The sequence below is a fragment of the Parabacteroides faecis genome, from assembly GCF_014647375.1.
GTDB lineage: Bacteria > Bacteroidota > Bacteroidia > Bacteroidales > Tannerellaceae > Parabacteroides > Parabacteroides faecis.
Genome location: NZ_BMPB01000009.1, coordinates 232681 through 250995, shown reverse-complemented (window position 1 = coordinate 250995; position 18315 = coordinate 232681). Strand labels below are relative to the sequence as shown.

Annotated in this window: 16 protein-coding genes; 8 read left to right on the top strand and 8 right to left on the bottom strand. The window is 43.3% G+C overall.

The window, feature by feature from the left end:
- Positions 1–50: 50 nt before the first annotated feature.
- Positions 51–2396, top strand: a complete 2346-nt coding sequence (locus tag IEY67_RS15020) for an ABC transporter permease (RefSeq protein WP_183672150.1) — start codon at positions 51–53, stop codon at positions 2394–2396.
- A gap of 102 nt (positions 2397–2498) precedes the next feature.
- Here the strand turns inward: IEY67_RS15020 and IEY67_RS15015 are convergent, their stop codons facing one another.
- Together IEY67_RS15015 and IEY67_RS15010 are read right to left on the bottom strand one after the other, a co-directional pair.
- A complete protein-coding gene (locus IEY67_RS15015; protein WP_183672149.1) occupies positions 2499–3245 on the bottom strand; it encodes a nitroreductase family protein in 747 nt (248 codons plus the stop codon).
- Between the two features lie 24 nt (positions 3246–3269).
- On the bottom strand, positions 3270–4454 hold the full coding sequence (locus IEY67_RS15010) for an AAA family ATPase (protein ID WP_122353768.1): 1185 nt from the start codon (positions 4452–4454) through the stop codon (positions 3270–3272).
- Positions 4455–4532: 78 nt separating this feature from the next.
- On the opposite strand from IEY67_RS15010, the gene IEY67_RS15005 reads away from it, so the two are divergent.
- Both IEY67_RS15005 and mnmE read left to right on the top strand, forming a co-directional pair.
- Positions 4533–5651 (top strand): DUF362 domain-containing protein, encoded by a 1119-nt coding sequence (locus IEY67_RS15005; RefSeq protein ID WP_183672148.1) that lies wholly within the window; start codon positions 4533–4535, stop codon positions 5649–5651.
- A gap of 17 nt (positions 5652–5668) precedes the next feature.
- The gene (gene mnmE / locus IEY67_RS15000) at positions 5669–7060 is read left to right on the top strand and encodes a tRNA uridine-5-carboxymethylaminomethyl(34) synthesis GTPase MnmE (RefSeq protein ID WP_183672189.1); all 1392 of its coding nucleotides are present in this window, start codon (positions 5669–5671) and stop codon (positions 7058–7060) included.
- A 171-nt stretch (positions 7061–7231) separates the two neighbouring features.
- Here the strand turns inward: mnmE and IEY67_RS14995 are convergent, their stop codons facing one another.
- From IEY67_RS14995 to IEY67_RS14970, 6 genes are all read right to left on the bottom strand, one after another.
- Positions 7232–7396 carry a hypothetical protein gene (locus IEY67_RS14995; RefSeq protein WP_229801083.1) on the bottom strand — a complete coding sequence of 55 codons (165 nt, stop codon included), beginning with the start codon at positions 7394–7396 and terminating at the stop codon, positions 7232–7234.
- A 133-nt stretch (positions 7397–7529) separates the two neighbouring features.
- Positions 7530–7805 (bottom strand): hypothetical protein, encoded by a 276-nt coding sequence (locus IEY67_RS14990; protein WP_183672147.1) that lies wholly within the window; start codon positions 7803–7805, stop codon positions 7530–7532.
- Positions 7806–8016: 211 nt separating this feature from the next.
- On the bottom strand, positions 8017–8286 hold the full coding sequence (locus IEY67_RS14985) for a hypothetical protein (protein WP_229801082.1): 270 nt from the start codon (positions 8284–8286) through the stop codon (positions 8017–8019).
- Between the two features lie 307 nt (positions 8287–8593).
- The gene (locus IEY67_RS14980) at positions 8594–9169 is read right to left on the bottom strand and encodes a Crp/Fnr family transcriptional regulator (RefSeq protein ID WP_122353771.1); all 576 of its coding nucleotides are present in this window, start codon (positions 9167–9169) and stop codon (positions 8594–8596) included.
- Positions 9132–10520 (bottom strand): MATE family efflux transporter, encoded by a 1389-nt coding sequence (locus IEY67_RS14975; protein WP_183672146.1) that lies wholly within the window; start codon positions 10518–10520, stop codon positions 9132–9134. Before IEY67_RS14975 ends, IEY67_RS14980 begins: the two co-directional genes overlap by 38 nt.
- 100 nt (positions 10521–10620) lie before the next feature.
- Entirely contained in the window at positions 10621–11598 is a 978-nt protein-coding gene (locus tag IEY67_RS14970) for a helix-turn-helix domain-containing protein (RefSeq protein WP_183672145.1), read from the bottom strand.
- Positions 11599–11942: 344 nt separating this feature from the next.
- Between IEY67_RS14970 and IEY67_RS14965 the strand changes: the two genes are divergently transcribed.
- The 5 genes from IEY67_RS14965 to IEY67_RS14945 all read left to right on the top strand — a co-directional run bounded on the left by IEY67_RS14965 (position 11943) and on the right by IEY67_RS14945 (position 18301).
- On the top strand, positions 11943–12503 hold the full coding sequence (locus IEY67_RS14965; protein WP_183672144.1) for a DUF3575 domain-containing protein: 561 nt from the start codon (positions 11943–11945) through the stop codon (positions 12501–12503).
- 7 nt (positions 12504–12510) lie between these two features.
- On the top strand, positions 12511–14064 hold the full coding sequence (locus IEY67_RS14960) for a hypothetical protein (RefSeq protein ID WP_183672143.1): 1554 nt from the start codon (positions 12511–12513) through the stop codon (positions 14062–14064).
- Complete coding sequence (locus tag IEY67_RS14955) at positions 14061–15653, top strand: Mfa1 family fimbria major subunit (RefSeq protein ID WP_183672142.1); 1593 nt, start codon at positions 14061–14063, stop codon at positions 15651–15653. Before IEY67_RS14960 ends, IEY67_RS14955 begins: the two co-directional genes overlap by 4 nt.
- A 214-nt stretch (positions 15654–15867) precedes the next feature.
- Positions 15868–16896, top strand: a complete 1029-nt coding sequence (locus IEY67_RS14950) for a FimB/Mfa2 family fimbrial subunit (protein ID WP_183672141.1) — start codon at positions 15868–15870, stop codon at positions 16894–16896.
- A 19-nt stretch (positions 16897–16915) separates the two neighbouring features.
- Positions 16916–18301, top strand: coding sequence for a hypothetical protein (locus IEY67_RS14945; protein ID WP_183672140.1), 1386 nt, complete (start codon positions 16916–16918; stop codon positions 18299–18301).
- Positions 18302–18315 lie beyond the last annotated feature (14 nt).

Below are 18315 nucleotides of genomic sequence, written 5' to 3'. Positions count from 1 at the left end.
CGTAATTAATATTCAATCATTTCATTTAATAAGCAAAAGTCAACAGAGCCATGAAAACTTTAATAAAGAACTTTTTCAGTGTATTACGCCGTTTCAAGATGGCGACTATACTCAATATATTAGGGTTATCGATAGCCTTTACCGCTTTTATGATCATTTTGATGCAGTTGGATTATGACTGGAGTTTCGACAAGTCTCACAGAAAAGCCGATTGCATCTACCGTGTGGAAAGAACGTTTGGCGACGGAGTAACCATTCCTACGAACCGTCCGCTGGCGGATATCTTTTTTCAATCATCCCCACATATTAAAGCAGGTGCATTGGTTTCTCCCTGGCTAAAGGAAATCTATTTTACCATCGACAAGAATGGAGAAAAGGTCAGTTATCTGGAACCAATGATCAGAGTTTATCCCGAGTACACCGACGTTTTCGAGTTCGATATGGTTGAAGGATCTGCAAATGCTTTGTCACAACCGGAGCATGTATTAATACCGCAAAGTATAGCGAATAAATTGTTCGGAAACGAATCCGCTCTAAACAGGCAATTACAAGCTAACGACATTAATTATACTATTGGCGGAGTATACAAAGATTTCCCATCCAATACAGTGGTGACGAACAATATTTATTTTCCTATACCCAAAGATGAAAATGCGCATGAATGGAACAATAACAACTATGAGTTATACATAAGGGTGGATGCCCCGGAAAACAGTGAGGACCTGGTAGAAAACTTTAAAAAGAATTTCGACACATCCACGCTGGGCGACGATTATATCTGGATCAGTTCCGTCGGATTACGGTTAACACCTCTCAGAAAGATTCACTTTACAACAGACACGACATACGATACCACACCTAAAGCGAGCAAGAATACACTGGCGGTTTTATTTGCCATAGCAATCATCATTATCGTTATTGCCGCAATAAATTTCACCAACTTCACCATGGCCTTAACACCTGCGCGTATCAAAAATATCAACACGCGGAAAGTACTAGGTGCCGAAGAAAGCACATTACGCCTATCGTTATTGACGGAGGCTGTTTCCGTTAGCATCGTTTCTTATTTGTTGTCTTTGATTTGGATACATATTTTGTCGTTCACATCCGTAACTACATTATTGGATGCCGACTTATCATTGAGCGCACACTTCCCTTTATTGGGAGTTACTGCTCTGATAGCCGTTTGTACAGGTACTCTTGCCGGGGTATATCCATCGTTTTATGTTACCTCGTTCCCGCCTGCACTCGTGTTGAAAGGGAGTTTCGGGCTGTCGCCCAAAGGGAGGAAGCTACGCAATGCACTTATCAGTGTACAGTTTATCACATCATTCGCTTTAATTATCACGACTTTGTTCATGTATCTGCAAAACCATTATATGATGAATACTCCGTTAGGGTATGAAAAAGGCGAATTAATCGTGATGGATCTGAATAATACGGTACAGAAAAGCCGTGAAGCCTTTACAAACCAATTAAAAACATTCTCAGGTATAGAAAACGTAACCTATGCAGAAGTGTTATTATCCAGTTCCGACCAATACATGAGCTGGATGCGTAAATACAAAAATAAGGATATCGGATTTCAATGCTTGCCAGTCGATGTGTCATTTCTAAAAGTGATGGGTATTGATGTTCCGGAAGGACGTGACTTCAGGGAAGAAGACAAGAACACGGTAAACGGAGTTTATATATTCAATGAAAAAGCCCGCGGACAATACGAGTTGGAGATTGGTGAAAAAGTGGAGAACGGAGAAATCGTAGGGTTTATTCCCGACATCAAGTTCGCCTCTCTTCGCTCGGAAATAGCGCCGATGGCTTTTTATATCTGGGGGACAGATAATTGGGGTATAACACCACTATATGCTTATATCAAAGTAAAAAGCGGTGCAAACCTGAAGGAATCTATGGAACATATAAAAAAAACCGCTCAATCCTTCGATCCGGCCTATCCTTTTAATATTCGTTTTTTCAACGAAGTATTAAACCGGCTTTACGAGAAAGAACAAAAGACAACCACTTTAATAACTCTTTTCAGTATGCTGGCAATCTTTATATCCATTGTCGGCGTATTCGGTTTAGTTGTTTTCGACAGCGAATATCGCCGTAAAGAGATAGGAGTAAGAAAGGTGCTAGGCTCCAACACATTGCAGATAATAATCATGTTTAACAAAACTTATCTGCACATCCTTTGCCTCTGTTTTATCCTGGCTGTTCCTATTGCTTATCATGTAGTTGTCCGCTGGCTGGATAACTTTGCCTATAAAACACCGATGTACTGGTGGGTGTTTCTCATCGCATTCGCTATAGTATCGGTGATTACAGTCATTACCGTAACATTTCAAAATTATTGGGTAGCGAATGAAAATCCGGTGAAAAGTTTGAAAACAGACTAACACTGCCGTTTGATCTCTCTGACCATTTTGTAAAAAAGAAAACCTCTTGCTGACGAACGGTTCGAAAAGCAAGAGGCTTTCTTCATCTATATAAAGGATGAATTACTTCATAAATCCCTGGTCTTTCAGTACTTTCAATAGTACTTCAGAGAAATATTCATTATTCTTCTTCGTATAGCGGACATCTGTGAATACCTGTGCCAGCGTCTCTTTGTTATTCTCTTTTACAAATTGCTTATTGACTTCAAGCGCTTCCTTTTCACCATACAATTCATCGATCGATTCCGGAGTATAATCCACATAAGTCTCCTGATGAACCACTGCGGCCAGAGGTAGGCGTTCCACCTGTTCCGGTAGCGGCAGAGCCGGATAACCGACCGTCACCGTAACAATAGGGACAACTAAACGGGGCAGTGACAAAGCCTCGATGATTTTATCGGCATTATAAGCCGTAGTTCCCAGATAACAGATCCCCAGCCCCTTTTCTTCTGCGGCATCACAAAAAGCCTGGGCAAATAACATCGCATCGATAGTCGAAGCAATAAAAGTCTGCAGATTATCAAATCCAGCCTCAGCCTTACGCTGTTCAGCCCACTTGACAAAACGGTTGGCATCTGCACAGAAAGTCAGCACAACCGGAGCAGTCCTGATCATCGGCTGGTTGAAGTGAGCCGGAGACAGTTTCTCTTTATTTGCCTTGTCGCGGGTAACAACTACACTGTACAACTGCATATTACCGGTGTTAGACGCACGGGCTGCCACTTCCAGTAATTCATTCAACAATTGCCCGGGAATATCCTGCTCTGTATATTTGCGGATAGTCCTGCGATTTTTCAATCTATCTATCATATCTATATTTGTATAAGAAGTCTATCAATAACAAAGTCCCAGTAACCAGATCGGAAGTTTATTGTTCTGACTTTTCGGTTGGCCGTAAATAGCGGCATAGGCATTTTCCACCTCTTTGATCCGCTCATAATCCATCAAAGGATCACCCACCATAAATGTATATTTGTCATTTACCAGAAAGTCATTGTTCCCGAGCAACTCCACCGTTGCAAAGTTCGATAGCTGGTCGACAAAGAAAGTTTCTCCCAGCACAACACGGTCATTCACGTCCTCTTCAAAGGCCATCAATAAATTCGTATTACCTAAATAAGTTTTCTGATAACGATGGTTTGCACTCTTATTCGACTGGTAGAATCTCAAACAAACCGCATCTTTCAGATAATCCAAATACCGTTTTACATCCGTTGCCTCCAACTTCAACTGTGTTGCCAGATCCGCGATATCGGACACATTGGGAATCTGCCCCGAAACCAGCATCATTAACCTCTTGATCTCATTCAATACCTGGTAGCCGACAGGGTAAATGGCAGGCAAATCTATTTCAATCGTATCCCTCACCCGGTCCTGTAAACGGTACGGATAAGCATCAGGATCATCCCAATAAAACGGATATTCGCCATGTTCCAGATAGTTACGGAAAATAGGAGCTACAACAATCTGGTCATTCACATTCCTCGCGACCTCCGCATGGTTCTCCAGCAAATCGTCCAACGAGATCGGAGGCAAATCCAATACGCACTCGTATGAAAGATATTCCCTGAATGACATCGTACCCAATATATGGCAAGACACTTGGTTCTTAAACCCTCTCATTACTTTCGAGACCGGAAGTAATGAAGATGTAGCGAAAACGATATGCAGATCCGGACAACGATCCAGTAATTTTCTGGTCTCACTCATCCAGTCGGAATAACGGTGCACGCTATCCAGAAACAGATGCGTACCTCCCTCTTTATAGAACTGCATAGCCACGTTGACCATCTTTTCCCGTTGAAAAAGAATACTATCCAGATCCAGATATAAAGCTTTGTCGGAATCATCAAAAGCCAACTTGATCCGTTGCAGTAATAAGGTTGTTTTCCCGACACCTTGCGAACCAAAAATTCCAATCAGACGATCATCCCACTGTATCTGTTTATAAAGATATCGCTGAAAATTGCATCTTATCCCTTTCAGCAATTGCTGATGGTTTACCCGGTATATGTCCATAAACTAAACTATTTGATACAAATGTAATACTTTATGACAATAATCACGTAAATTTGCATGACAAAAACCAATAAGAGAATGGACAAATCGAAAGTTTACTTTACAAACCTGCGCACAACACCTTCCAGCAATTTACTGGATAAAATGGAACGTCTTGTTAAACGTGCAGGCATTGCAAACATTGATTTTAAGAATCAATTCACAGCGATTAAAATTCATTTCGGAGAGCCGGGAAACCTGGCTTATATCCGTCCTAATTATGCAGCCCGTATGGCTACGTTGCTTCGTTCTTTGGGAGCAAAGCCTTTTCTTACTGATTGTAACACTTTGTATTCCGGACGTCGTTCCAATGCTGTAGACCATCTGGAAAGTGCGATGGAAAATGGCTTCAACCCTATTTCCGCCAAATGTGAAGTGATCATTGCCGACGGTCTGAAAGGTACCGACTACCGGGAAATCGACATAAACGGAGAATACTGCAAAGCACCGAAGATCGGTTCAGCCATTGCAGATGCCGATATTATACTGACAATGAATCATTTCAAAGGTCATGAGCAGACAGGCTTCGGCGGCGCATTGAAAAACCTGGGCATGGGTTGTGCCAGTGTCGGAGGAAAACTGGAACTGCATTCGGCTTCACAGCCGGTAGTCGACCGTGATAATTGTAAAAGCTGTAATATCTGCGTGAAACATTGCGCACATGACGCGATTCACCTGGATACAGACAAAATAGCCACTATCGACTATGATAAATGCGTTGGTTGCGGACAATGTGTGGCTCTTTGCCAGTACGATGCAGCCGTTATGGGTGAAGGCGATACATCCAAACGCCTCAACTATAAAATCGCAGAATATTCAAAGGCCGTATTACTCGACAAGCCTAATTTCCATATCAGCTTTATTATGAATGTCTCACCAGAATGCGATTGCTGGAATCATAATGATGCAGCCATTGTTCCAGACCTTGGCATTGCAGCGTCTTTCGACCCGGTCGCTTTGGACAAGGCATGTGCCGATATGGTAATCAACGCTCCGCTGATCGGAGGCAACAAACTGGCCGAAGCTCATCCACACGAACATCTGGAAGGGGAAGATAAATTCCATCTGATCCATCCGGATACCAACTGGCAGGCAGGTCTGGAGCATGCCGAAAAGATCGGATTGGGAACCCAGGAATATGAACTAATAACCGTATAAGTACACATTCATTTATGATCAATCAGGATACTATCTGTGCCGTATCGACAGCCCCCGGAGCCGGAGGCGTAGCTGTCATCCGTGTATCCGGCACTGACGCCATAACAATTTGTGACACTATCTTCGCTCCCAAGACCGAAGGGAAGAATCTTCAGAGTCAGAAGGCTTATACCTTACGCTACGGTAGTATCCGCCGCGGGGAAGAGTTGATCGACGATGTACTTGTCGCCCTCTTCCGCGCCCCTCATTCGTTTACAGGAGAAGACACCGTCGAGATCACTTGCCACGGTTCGGTTTACATCCAGCAACAGATCCTTCAGTTACTGATCGAAAAGGGATGTCGTTCTGCCCTTCCCGGAGAATATACGCAACGCGCTTTTCTGAACGGAAAAATGGACCTGAGCCAGGCAGAGGCTGTTGCCGACCTGATCGCCTCCACATCAGCCGGCATGCACAAACTGGCTATAAACCAGATGCGTGGCGGTTTCAGTAATGAATTGACCAAGCTACGCAGTCAACTGCTCGATTTCACTTCATTGATCGAATTGGAACTAGATTTCAGCGAAGAAGATGTCGAGTTTGCCGACCGTACCAATCTGAAGCAACTGGCTACAAACATAGAACAGCTGATACACAAATTAGCCGATTCATTCAGTGTGGGCAATGCCATTAAAAACGGTATTCCTGTAGCCATCATCGGCGAAACGAATGCCGGTAAGTCCACTTTACTCAACCTATTGGTCGGAGAAGAGCGTGCCATCGTTTCCGACATCCACGGAACAACCCGCGACGTAATAGAAGACACGATCAACCTATCAGGCATCACATTCCGTTTTATCGACACGGCAGGTATCCGTGAAACCAGCGATACGATCGAAAGCCTGGGTATCGAACGTACTTTCCAGAAACTCCGCCAGGCATCCATCGTACTTTGGGTAATCGACCTGACCAGCCCTGCAAAGCAGATCGAGGAATTAGCACAAACGATCATCCCGCAGACAGAGGGTAAAAAAGTGATTCTTGTATTTAACAAGTCAGACTTGCTTTCGCCAGCCGAACTGGAAATCAAACAAGAATTACTTGGTAAAATCCCTGTTGACAGGTTATATATTTCAGCTAAACAGCAGTCCAATACAGAAGTATTGAAACAGCACTTGATTCAGGCCGCCACCTTACCCGAAGTATCTCAAAACGATGTGATCGTCACCAACGTCCGCCATTATGAAGCCTTAACAAAAGCCCACGAAGCTATCGGCCGTGTAATCAATGGATTGGAAATGAATATCTCAGGGGATTTTCTGAGCCAGGATATCAGGGAGTGCATGCATTATCTGGGAGAAATTACAGGGCAGATCAGTAATGATGAGATATTGGGGAATATCTTTGGGAAGTTTTGCATCGGGAAATAGATGGTGATTACCGACGATTAGCATATGTAATCAATGATCATCAGAGGCTGTCTAACAAATTTAGGCTACTTCTTTTTTAATAGAAAAACAAGGCTTTCTTTGTATGTTTCAGGGAATTATTCAAAACATCTTCCCCCCTCTGCATGGAGACACAAAGGGGAAGATATTTAATTACTTTCTCATCAAATTCTTAACACCTTGCCAATCATATCCCCAATAAACTTTTCCGTCACCGACAAAGCTCCAAACATTCATCACTTCACGGAGCCTGTAAGGAGGTTCCTTACCCTCACGAATATATTGTTTGGACTTACTACGAAATAGACGATTGCACATTTGCTTGTCCTTCTTTTGCGATTTACAACACGCAATTGTACTCGCAGGAGTTTTGATGTATGGCTCTATTATACACTTACAAACCGTCAAGAATTGTTTTACCTTTCAACATCATTTTCTTTTCATTAAACATTTAATCTTCTGATTCTTTGATGATACGCAGAGTCTCTTTCTTATATACCTTACGGTCGTACTCCTCCCCTTTACAGATCCAGCAACTACACGGAGTTCCCGTAGTTTTATAAACCTGCGCCCATCTATCCTTTGCCAATTCAAACCAATGAGGATGCTCATAATAGCTACCATCTTCACGGATAATGCAATACCCATAAGCGGCATAAAGAATCATACGAGCTTTAAACACACGTGCCATTTGTAGGCGTCTCCAAAGTTTTGTTCTTTTGTCCATCGTCTCTTTGTATTAAAGTTAGGATGAACAATGATGTTGCTTTCGTGAGACTTGATGTATCCATAATCAGTATTTTATTTATCGCTAGTGCAATATTACAGAAAATATCGGAAATCATATCAGAAAAGATGTTATTTATTGCTTTGGGGATTCAAAACATGACTACTATCCAAAAGTTTGCTTCTGTTACAAACCCAATTTCAATAATGAATTATCTACAATATCTACAACTACTCACAAGCAACACCCATCCGTTATACTCTTTCAATTCGCCTTTCCGGAAAGTTCCGGCAAAGAGCAATTGAGGTAATTTCTTTGTAAACGCATAACGTTTGTCAGGATAAGCCCTCCTCAGCTTTTCACGAAAAAGCGTCAGCTTCTCCCGCGTCTGTTCGTCCTTTACCCATGTTACAATTTCATTCATACTCATCGCCCGCTGCGCGACATGATTCCGATAGACAGTCTGCTTGGTTTTCTTCATTTCATATGTTGTTTGAAAGAGTTATTAGCTGACATAGATTTATTTTTCCGCCGAAAAACAAACAAATCATGTCAGGTAACAGGTGGTAGACATAGAGCGAATTGTTGTAACCTATAAGTGTAGGATAGTTGTATTTAGTACTTGTAAAGTAGTAAATAGTGGCAGATATGGTCTTACTATTGTAGATAATAATAAGAAATATCCTTTTTAACTCGATATTTAAAATTTAAACAAGCTCTCAATAATAATTCGTAGAGTTTATAGATAATCTGCATTTTGTAATCAGGGAAACTTTGTTTTTCGTATCTCAACTTTTTTTATTCAGTCCGGCCCTGATACGGCTAAGAGATTGCGGAGTGACACCTATATATCCGGCAATCTCTTTTAAAGGGACACTATTGAATAGCTCTGGCATCTTTTTTATAAAAGTCAGATACCGGTTCTCGGCTTTGGGACTCGACAGGTCGATAAGCAGATCATCTTCATTGATGAGTATATTCACCAAAAGCTCCTGCATCCATTTCAGGAAAGCCGGAGATGAATCAGACAGTTTTTGTATGGTACTGTTTCTCATCTCAATTGCTATACTGTCACTGGACGAGCTGATCGTATAGCGGGAAGGATGTCCTCGAAAATATCCCCAGGAAGAAAACACCGTTTCTCCGGGGATGGAGAACCAAAGTGTTTGCTGTTCTCCGTCGCGTTCGATGTAAGCCCTCCATACACCTTTCTGTATAAAGTAGATCGAATCGTCCGTCTTTCCTTCTCCGATAACCGTACTCCCTTTCGGAAAATGTAACGTACGGAGAGTCTGCCGGAGCAGAGTTATTTCCGTTTCTTTCAGTTCACACTGTTTGCAGATTCCTTCTATAAATGTTTCCATTGTCACGTACTTTATCCATGATTAATAAACAAACGATTACCAGTGTCGTAGCGATATCACCGGCTGCTACCGCTAGCCAGATCCCTTTGACCTCCATCAACAAAGGTAATGTGAAAAAGAATACCACCGGCAATATCCCTCGCAGGATAGTTAGGGAAATGGCCCGTCTCAGCCGTTCGATACTCGTATAATACCCGATCATGATGATGTTGATGCCGAAAAACAGGTAATCCGTTGCGAATAACGGAAGACCGGTTACCGCATATTTCCATGCATCGCTCACCGTATCAGGAATGAAAAGCGAAACGATGCTACGGGAAAAACAAGCGAACAAAGCAGTGATGACTAATGCGAATATCAACGTGAACGTCATGGATAAACGCAGCGCGTTGTCCGACCGTTTCATCTGTCCGCATCCGTAGTTATAGCTGATAATGGGCTGTGCCGATTGTACCGTCGCATTGAACACCATGAAAATGATCGGGAACAAATAGCAGATAACACTGTAAGCCGCTACGCCGTTTGCCCCGAGGTGATCCATAAAGACATAATTACCTGCGATGATCATGACCGATAATGTGATTTCGCTAATGAACACAGAGAAACCCAGTTTGATCATATATCCTACATTCCGGAGTGTCAGTAATAAACTTTTGACACTCATTTTCAGCCAGACGAATTTCACAGTTACCAAACGTGAACGTCCGAACAGATAGATAAGCATGATTGCTGCCCCAACAAACTCACCGATATCGGTTGCTATCGCCGCACCGAACAATCCCCATTTAAATACAAAAATGAACAGATAGTCCAACACGATATTCACAATTGTTGCCGCAAGCATCGCCCACATGGATATTTTCGGGTTGGCAAGCCGTGTGAAAAACGGCAGAGCAACAACGAGTACGGTAAATGGAAGGCTGATGGAGAACCAGAAGAGGTACTCTACGACCATATCCTTCAAATATTCGTCAGAACCGAAAATAGTTGCTATCTGCCCAGGAAACAAGGTCAGTAGCAATGTTATAATTAAACTGACAACGATCAATGCTATGACCGACTGGGTCAGGTTGATGTTGGCTACTTTGTATTTACCCTGTGACAAGTTGATGGAAGTGAGTATCCCACCTCCCATACCGAACATCAGACCGAGTCCGGCGATGAACATGAAAATAGGTGCTGAGATATTGACAGCCGCCATGGCGTCACTTCCTATCCCGTTCCCCACGAATATACCGTCGACAACAGTGAACAGTGCCGATGCGGCCATTCCTAAAATCGTAGGAAAGAGTAGTCTGGTAAATAACTTTCCTACGTCCATTCTTCTAAAATCAAGGCTATCCCTCTGCATATCAATTTGTTTTTAATAATGACGGGCGCAAAGGTAGGACTTTAGATTCCGGATAAACTTACCAATTGGTAATAAATGATATGTGGTATAAATGAGCAGTTTAGCCTAAAATGTCATCGATAATAGCATACTGTTTTTCGAAGAACAACCGTCTTTCAATACGTCCGCAACCGGAAAGTAATGTGGATATTTTGCAGAGCGACTGGATCCATTCTTTTATTTTTTCAAAACTTTCTGCCGAATTGTCGATCATGGAAAAACTGAAGTTGGTCTGGAACAATGCCAGGTGTTTATCTCCCGAGACATAATAGCAACTTGTGAATCCCATATTCATGGACGATACATAAAAGGCTATTTCCGGTGGAGTAGGCATGAAAGGAATATAAGTCCCGTTCAGTGATTTTTCGATTTTGGATAAGATTTCTTTCAGTTCACTTTTGATGTCATCTTTCTCCTGTGTTGTAATGATATGCATCCGGTAGAAATTATATATTTCTTTGGTCAGTGTCCAGATCAGCGAATGATCCCAGATATAGAATACTTTTCGGAATTTATAGACATCATTATACTTCTCTATGATTTGGTTCAGCCGATAAGGGACTCTCCATTGAGAAAAGTTACTGAACTCTTCGGATTGTACAAAATAGTTTCCCCATTTGAAAAACATGAACTTGGTTATAAGAGGATAACGAATGTAAAACTCCGGAGGTAATATGTTATACACATTTCCGGCTTCTCCCGGTTCGTGCCGGTTAATCTCTTCCGTCTGTTTCAGATTGAATTCTATCATATCATACAAGGAGTCCATCGACTGAAGTTTGGAAGGAGATTCAAAAACGAACGGAAGCCATTGAAGTTCTATCTCTTTATACAGCAAACTATCCAGCGAGATATTGAAGGCCCTTGCCAGTATACCTATTTCCCTGACAGAAAAGTTTACTTTTCCTGACATTCTCCGATAGACAGATTCTTTTTCCAGCTTTAGGATATCCGATATCTGGTTTATGAGATTAACTTTTTTAGCCTCTTTTCTGTATAAAACCTCTATGAATACATCATGTAAATTTCTCTTTTTCATAATTATCAGATTTTTGTGGATGTCTGTTTATATCAAAACGAAATCTAGCCTGGCGAAATGTAAGAAAAAAACAGTAAAGAAGAACCGAAAGAAATGGATTAATGACGTTTGTTGCAAACTTTGATAATTGATCTTTTTGTTTTCTCTTTTTTAGAGAAAATGAAAAAACATTTTCTCTAAAAAGTACAAGACTATTTTATCCTTTCAACTATTCTGTAAGCCGGAGAAAAGAGAAGGCTTTCCGATTTCTCTGAAATGTAGAAAAGCTACCGGATGATTGGATAAAGTTGTCTTTCTCAATGTATTTCGGTCGCGTACTTTTGCCTTAGGAAAAAGAATATCCTATGCAAACGCAAAAATTAATATTAGTATTGATAGCTGTTCTGTCCTGTGCAGTAACCAGCGCCCAGAAGATTGCTTTAAAGAACAACCTTTTGATGGATGCCATGGCATCGCCTAACCTTTCACTGGAATTTAAGGCCGGAACCAGAATGACGATCGATATTCCTGCCAGTCTGAATTTATGGAGTTTCAGCGATACGAAGAAATTCAAACATTTTGCCGTGCAACCGGAAGTCCGTTGGTGGCTATGCCAGCCTTTTACTGGACATTTCTGGGGAGTGCATGCCCATTATGCTTCCTATAATGTCGGGGGTATCGGACCTTTTAAGACTATAAAGGACAACCGGTACGAAGGATGGTTGACCGGAGCGGGCGTCAGTTACGGCTATAACTGGATACTGGCTCCCCGCTGGTCGATCGAAGCCACTGTAGGAGTCGGTTACGCTTATCTCTCATATGATAAATATCCGTGCGGGAAATGTCAGCCATTGACCCGCCATCGGACGAAGCATTATTTCGGACCGACGAAGTTTGCTCTGACGCTGGTCTTTCTATTAAAATAATCACATTATGGTAACCTGTAACAACATAAAATTAAGAATCTTTTTCTTAGCGGGGATTGCATCCTGTATTCTCTCTCCCTTCGACGTAAACGCGCAACAGAAAGTGTCTGATGTTCGTGTGGTTGTACGTGACATAAGGCAAGAAAAAGACAGCGTGCGTGCCATACTTGACATCGAAACCATCGGAATATCCGTAACTCCGAGAGAGCAGTTATATTTCTTCCCGGTCATTCGTTCCGGAGAGAATGAAAAGAAGCTGCTTCCCGTTGTTATCCGTGGTAAAACCCAGCAGGCAGTCGTAAACAGGGTGGAGAAGCTTTCAGGAGAAGTTGAACCTGTTTATGCCTGTTTCAGTACAGGGCGGCGTAAAGCGATCCATGAGAAAATAACATATAACAGTATTGTACCTCTGGAAGGATGGATGAAAGATGCAAATGTGGCGATGGTGCAGGAACGGCGGAACTGCCGGGGTGAATATCATCGTATCTCTACGGAAATAATAGCAGACAGTATCCGGTTCATGGAAAAGCCGGAACAAAGTTTGGTTTATGTGCTTCCGGTCAGAATTCCCGTTCCTCCTCGTGAAGAGATAAAGACCCGGATTGAGACAGGTGAAGCCCTGATAATCTATCGGGTCGGGAATGCCGAGATCGATCCCGGCATGGGAAATAACCGGAATGAACTGGATAAGATACGACGCAGTCTGGAAGATATAAAGAATGTACAGGGTGTCGATATAAATACGATAAAGATATCGGCTTATGCATCTCCTGAGGGAACATGGCAGAACAACTTACGTCTTTCCGAACGTCGTGCCGCCTCTCTCACCGGATGGCTTCGCCGGAATTATGATCTGGAAGGAATCACTCTTTCTTCACAAGGATATGGCGAAGACTGGAAAGGGTTGGGGAAACTGGTTGAAGAAGACCTGGTCATGACAACTACGGAAAAAGAATATGCTCTCGGTATCATCGGTAAAGAAGAAATGAATGACAGGCGTGAACAGGTTCTGATGCAGTATAACGGAGGACAGAGCTATTGTTATATGCTGACCCGTCTTTTTCCTTTGCTTCGCCGTTGTGCTTACCGGATCGGTTTTACCGTACCGGAATATTCCGTTGAGACGATAAAAGAGGTTTACCAAACCCATCCGAATATGCTTTCATTGTATGAATTCTATTTGCTGGCGAATCAGTATGAACCGGAAAGCCCGCAGTTCAGTGACGTGATTAAAAAAGCGGCTGCGATGTATCCTGAGGAAAAGATCAACCGTCTCTCTATGGCTGTATTCAGTTATTTATCCGGTGATATGAAAGCAGGATTAGAATATCTCACCGGGCTGGAAGACGATCCGGATGCCTGGTTATACCTGTCCGCCTTCCATGCCCGTAACGGTGAATTGGATAAAGCGGAACAATATGCCCGGCGGGCAGCAGAGTCCGGAAATACCGATGCACAAGAGCATCTGGCTTTGATTGAAAAATATAAAGTTAAAGAAAAACAGTATCAGGATAAACTGAAAGAATATATCAATATGAACACTAAAAAAACAATAAAATGAAACTCAGATTTATGTTTATGTCAGCCTTGGCGATAGCCTTGCTGACCAACTGTAATGACGACGATGGTTATAAAAATACCGAAGTCTCGAATGCGGATGTCGCTTATCTGTCGATCAGGATCGAGACACATCCGACGACACGTGCTTCCGGTGAAAACCCTGGTGCCGATGAAAGTGATATCAAAAAGCTTTACCTGGTCACATTTGACAATGCCGGAAAAGTGCTGGGCATCCCGTCGACGAGTGCTTATTTCATCGAAATAGCCCCGGCATCATCTACTCTGGAGGCTGTTAAGGTATCTGCTGATGCCACGAAGCTTTTGGTTGTTGCCAATCCGGGAACTCAATTGGCTGGTGTGATCAGCGGTATGGGGGTAACCTCTACTTTCAATTCGATAAATGCGGCAATTGCCGGAGTGGCAGAAGACGAGGTGACAGATAATGTAAAAGATATCAAAAAAGGATTTGCTATGATCAATAGCGGTAATGATGAGGGATTGCCTGCAGGTTCGAAAATAACCGACCTGCTTATCGATATCACTGGTAAGATGATCAAACCGAAAGATGGGGAAAAAGATGAAGACACCAAACTGAGAGCCGAGCTCTCGGACAACCGGTTCGATGTCAGGATTGAACGCCTGACCTCTAAGGTTGAACTGTGGCTGAAAGATGAGATTAAAACATTTCCCGAAGGCGCAAAATTCGATTTTGAAAGCTGGACACTCGATGTAGTGAACACGACTTTCTTTCCTTGCGCAGATAAGACTATACTGGAGGTGGCACATTCTGGCAGTACTCCGTTTTATGAAAGTAACTTTTACACCCACGACCCGAACTTCGAAGGTGTGGTGGGAGACGGTCTTGCGTTTGCCAGCATCGATCCGGACACATATGCTCCGGTCTTGCTCGATCCTTATGATTGGATGGAACCTTCAAAATCAGATGAACCGGCTATTGCCTATTGTCTGGAAAATACAATGGCAGCAGCCGAACAAAAGTTCGGTAATGCAAGCCGTATCGTGATAAAAGGAACCTATTACCCTAAAGAGCATACTACTAAAACCGGTGACTGGTTCAATTTCGCAGGTAAAGACTATCATAATCTGAAGGATTTGCAGGATGCTTATGATAAAGCTGAAGATGATTCGAACCTGAAAAAAGTTTGCGATAATATGTATGGAAAGATAAGCGATTTCAAAAAGGGAGTAGATGTCGGTTCCGACTTTATGGATCTTACGGAAAATATGCTGAAAGATGTACCTAACGGCGGCGAGTTGATCAAGAATAAGAAAGAAGAGGTTGTCCGCTGGTACCAGAACGGTCTGAATTACTATTACTATGAAATCCGGCATGATAATAAGACGGAGAAGGAAATGGATTTCGGCAAATACGGTGTTGTCCGTAACAACTGGTATCAACTGACGCTTGGTTCCGTGAATGGTGCCGGAACTCCGTGGTATCCTGACCCTAACAATCCGGGGCCCGGCGATCCTGATCCGGAAGATCCGATCGACCAGTCTGCCGGTTATCTGGGTATAACGGTGAAGACTGCCCCATGGGTTATCTGGGAGAATGAAATAGGCATTTAATGCGGTTTGCAGAAGCGAATGATTTCCCAGGTAGGAAACGCCAGTTCCCTCGGCAGGAAATTGCAGTTTCCCTAGGAGGAAACGCTAGTTCCCCGCGTAGGAAACTCCAGTTCCCTTATTAAAAAAATTCAGGAAACTGCAATCGCTTCTGTTTTAGGACACTATGGTGTTTGGTGAAAAATGGAATAAGATAGAGAACGATGGATGCAGAAATATGAATACGAAAGGAACATATCGGTATTTGGTCAGGTCGGTTTTAACAGCTTTGATGCCGTTATTCCTGCTATCTTGTGAGAAGATCAAAGACAATATGGATGATTGCGGTATATATCTCGAATTCATTTATGAATATAATATGGAGTATGCCGACTCTTTCGAGCCACAGGTCGGTTCGGTCGATATATTTGTCTTCAATGCTGAAGGACGGTATCTGTTTATGAAGCAGTCTCTCCGTGAGGAACTTATCGGACGTAAAAGAATGTTCCTCGGGGACGACCTCGCTTTCGGTAACTATAAAATACTGACTGTCGGAGGACTGTCGGATAGTTTCCGGCTCTCCGATGGCAGCGGTAATACACTGATCCCCGGGCAAACGCAGCTGGAAGATATACGATTATCGCTGGTACGCGGATCGGAGATCGTTTCCCATGAATTTCCTTCTGTATGGATAGGCGTAACACAGGACATTCGTTATCAGGCGGATCTGTCGGTATATCAGATACCTCTGGTCAAGGAAACCAATCATTTTGATCTGGTACTGGCGAGGGTGGAAGAAAGTCCGAGAGCTGCAGCCGATACGGAAAATGTTCCTTATACTTTCGAGATCGTGACTCCCGAAGGTGCTGTATATGGACATGATAATAGGCCGAAAAGGAAGGAGACGGTAACATTCCGCCCTTATCTTCTGACAGCAGGCGGTGGAGCGGACGAGTTATCCGAAGCCCATATCAACTCCAACCGGTTGCTTTATATGAAGGATTATGATTACCGGCTTATTGTGCGTAGCACGTCGACCGGAAAAGTCTTATGGGATTACGATCTGATGTATCTGCTGGAACATACGAAACCGGCTTCGCGTCCTGACGGCAGCCTGCTACCCATGCAGGAATATCTTGACCGTCAGAGCGAATGGCATATCGTGGTGCTGTATAAGGAAGAGCCCGGAGGCGATCCCGGCGGATTCATTGCGGTTAAAGTGATTGTGAACGACTGGATAATATGGATCAATGATATTGGTGTCTGACTTTTTGGATAAAGAAAGAATGAAAAAGATATTGAACCAGATAAGTATATCCATAGCAACCATTTTTCTGAATGCTTGCTCTGTGGAGCAGTCGGTGGATGGTGGCGACGGATTGCGGGGACTGATGGCCGTGGAAGTTCTTACGGACGGAGCCCTGGCAGACGATCATATCCATACGGCCCGCTTTATCGTGTTCGATGATGCATCGGTCTTTCCTTCCGTCGATATCAATAAAATGATGACACTGGAGAATGACGACCGGGATGCTAAAGAGTTCAGGACTACTTTGAAGGTGCATTGCAATCCGGATAAGATGCTGGTCGTGATATTGAATGAACCGGCTACATTGACCGGCTTTCTGGAAACAGTGACTGCTCCCGGAGATTTGGAGACGGTGACATATCTTATGGCTGAAATATTCAATGAAAATCATACGGCAACCCTTACGAAGGGTATTCCCATGACTGCTGCTTCCTATAATATATCCGTTACGGAGGAAAATGACACCGAGAGTAAAGCCGCCAGGGTGGAAATGGAAGTTAAACGTGCCGTGGCGCGGGTCGAACTCTGGCTTAGAACGGAATTGCCGTTTCAGTCGGAGGTTGGCCGATCGACTGCCGTAAACCTTCTGAAGTCGCATGACGAAGGCTGTCTGATGGCTCCTGATGTGACAAGGAATTTCGGATATATGCAGACGGTCGATGCTCCCGATAAAGAGGTGTCCTGGAGTTATACAGACTCCGATCCGTTGAAACTGGCCGATACATTGCAATTTGTCTGTGCTTTTTATACACCGGAAAGAACCTGTTCGGCTCCGGGCGATGCTGATAAACTGATCCTGGATATCCGGGGAATCGGGACCTCCGACGGAACGAGGAATGCCGTATCGACCTTGTCATCTTTCTCTACCGGAGGCGGTCCACCCCAATATATCACCGAAATCAGGCGTAATAATGTCTATAGGATATCAGGAGTTGTCAGGAAGCAGATAGTAGAGTTTGAACAGAAAGTAGTTCCGTGGACGGAAGTCGGACAGGGAGTAATCATCGACCCTCAGTATTTTCTGACCGTGACCCGTGATAATCTCTACTTGCCGGATGATGGTAATAAAACCAGTATTACGGCAACCACCAATTACGACCGAATCGATGACGACAGAGGTTTCCCTTCGGGAATATGCCTGGGAGAAACCAAATATTACGACAAAACGGGACAACCGGAGGAAGATACTCAAAGTAGCTTATACGGCTGGTTGTCCGTTACCCTTGGCGGAGTGGCGGGAGAACTTGTGCAGGAAATAGAATTTTCCGTATCCGGAACGCTGAATGAAAATGAAAAAGGTTGCTACGCGACGGCAGAGGTCAAAGCCGGCAACCTGATCAAGCTGATCAAGGTGAAACGTTGAACGGCATACCGATA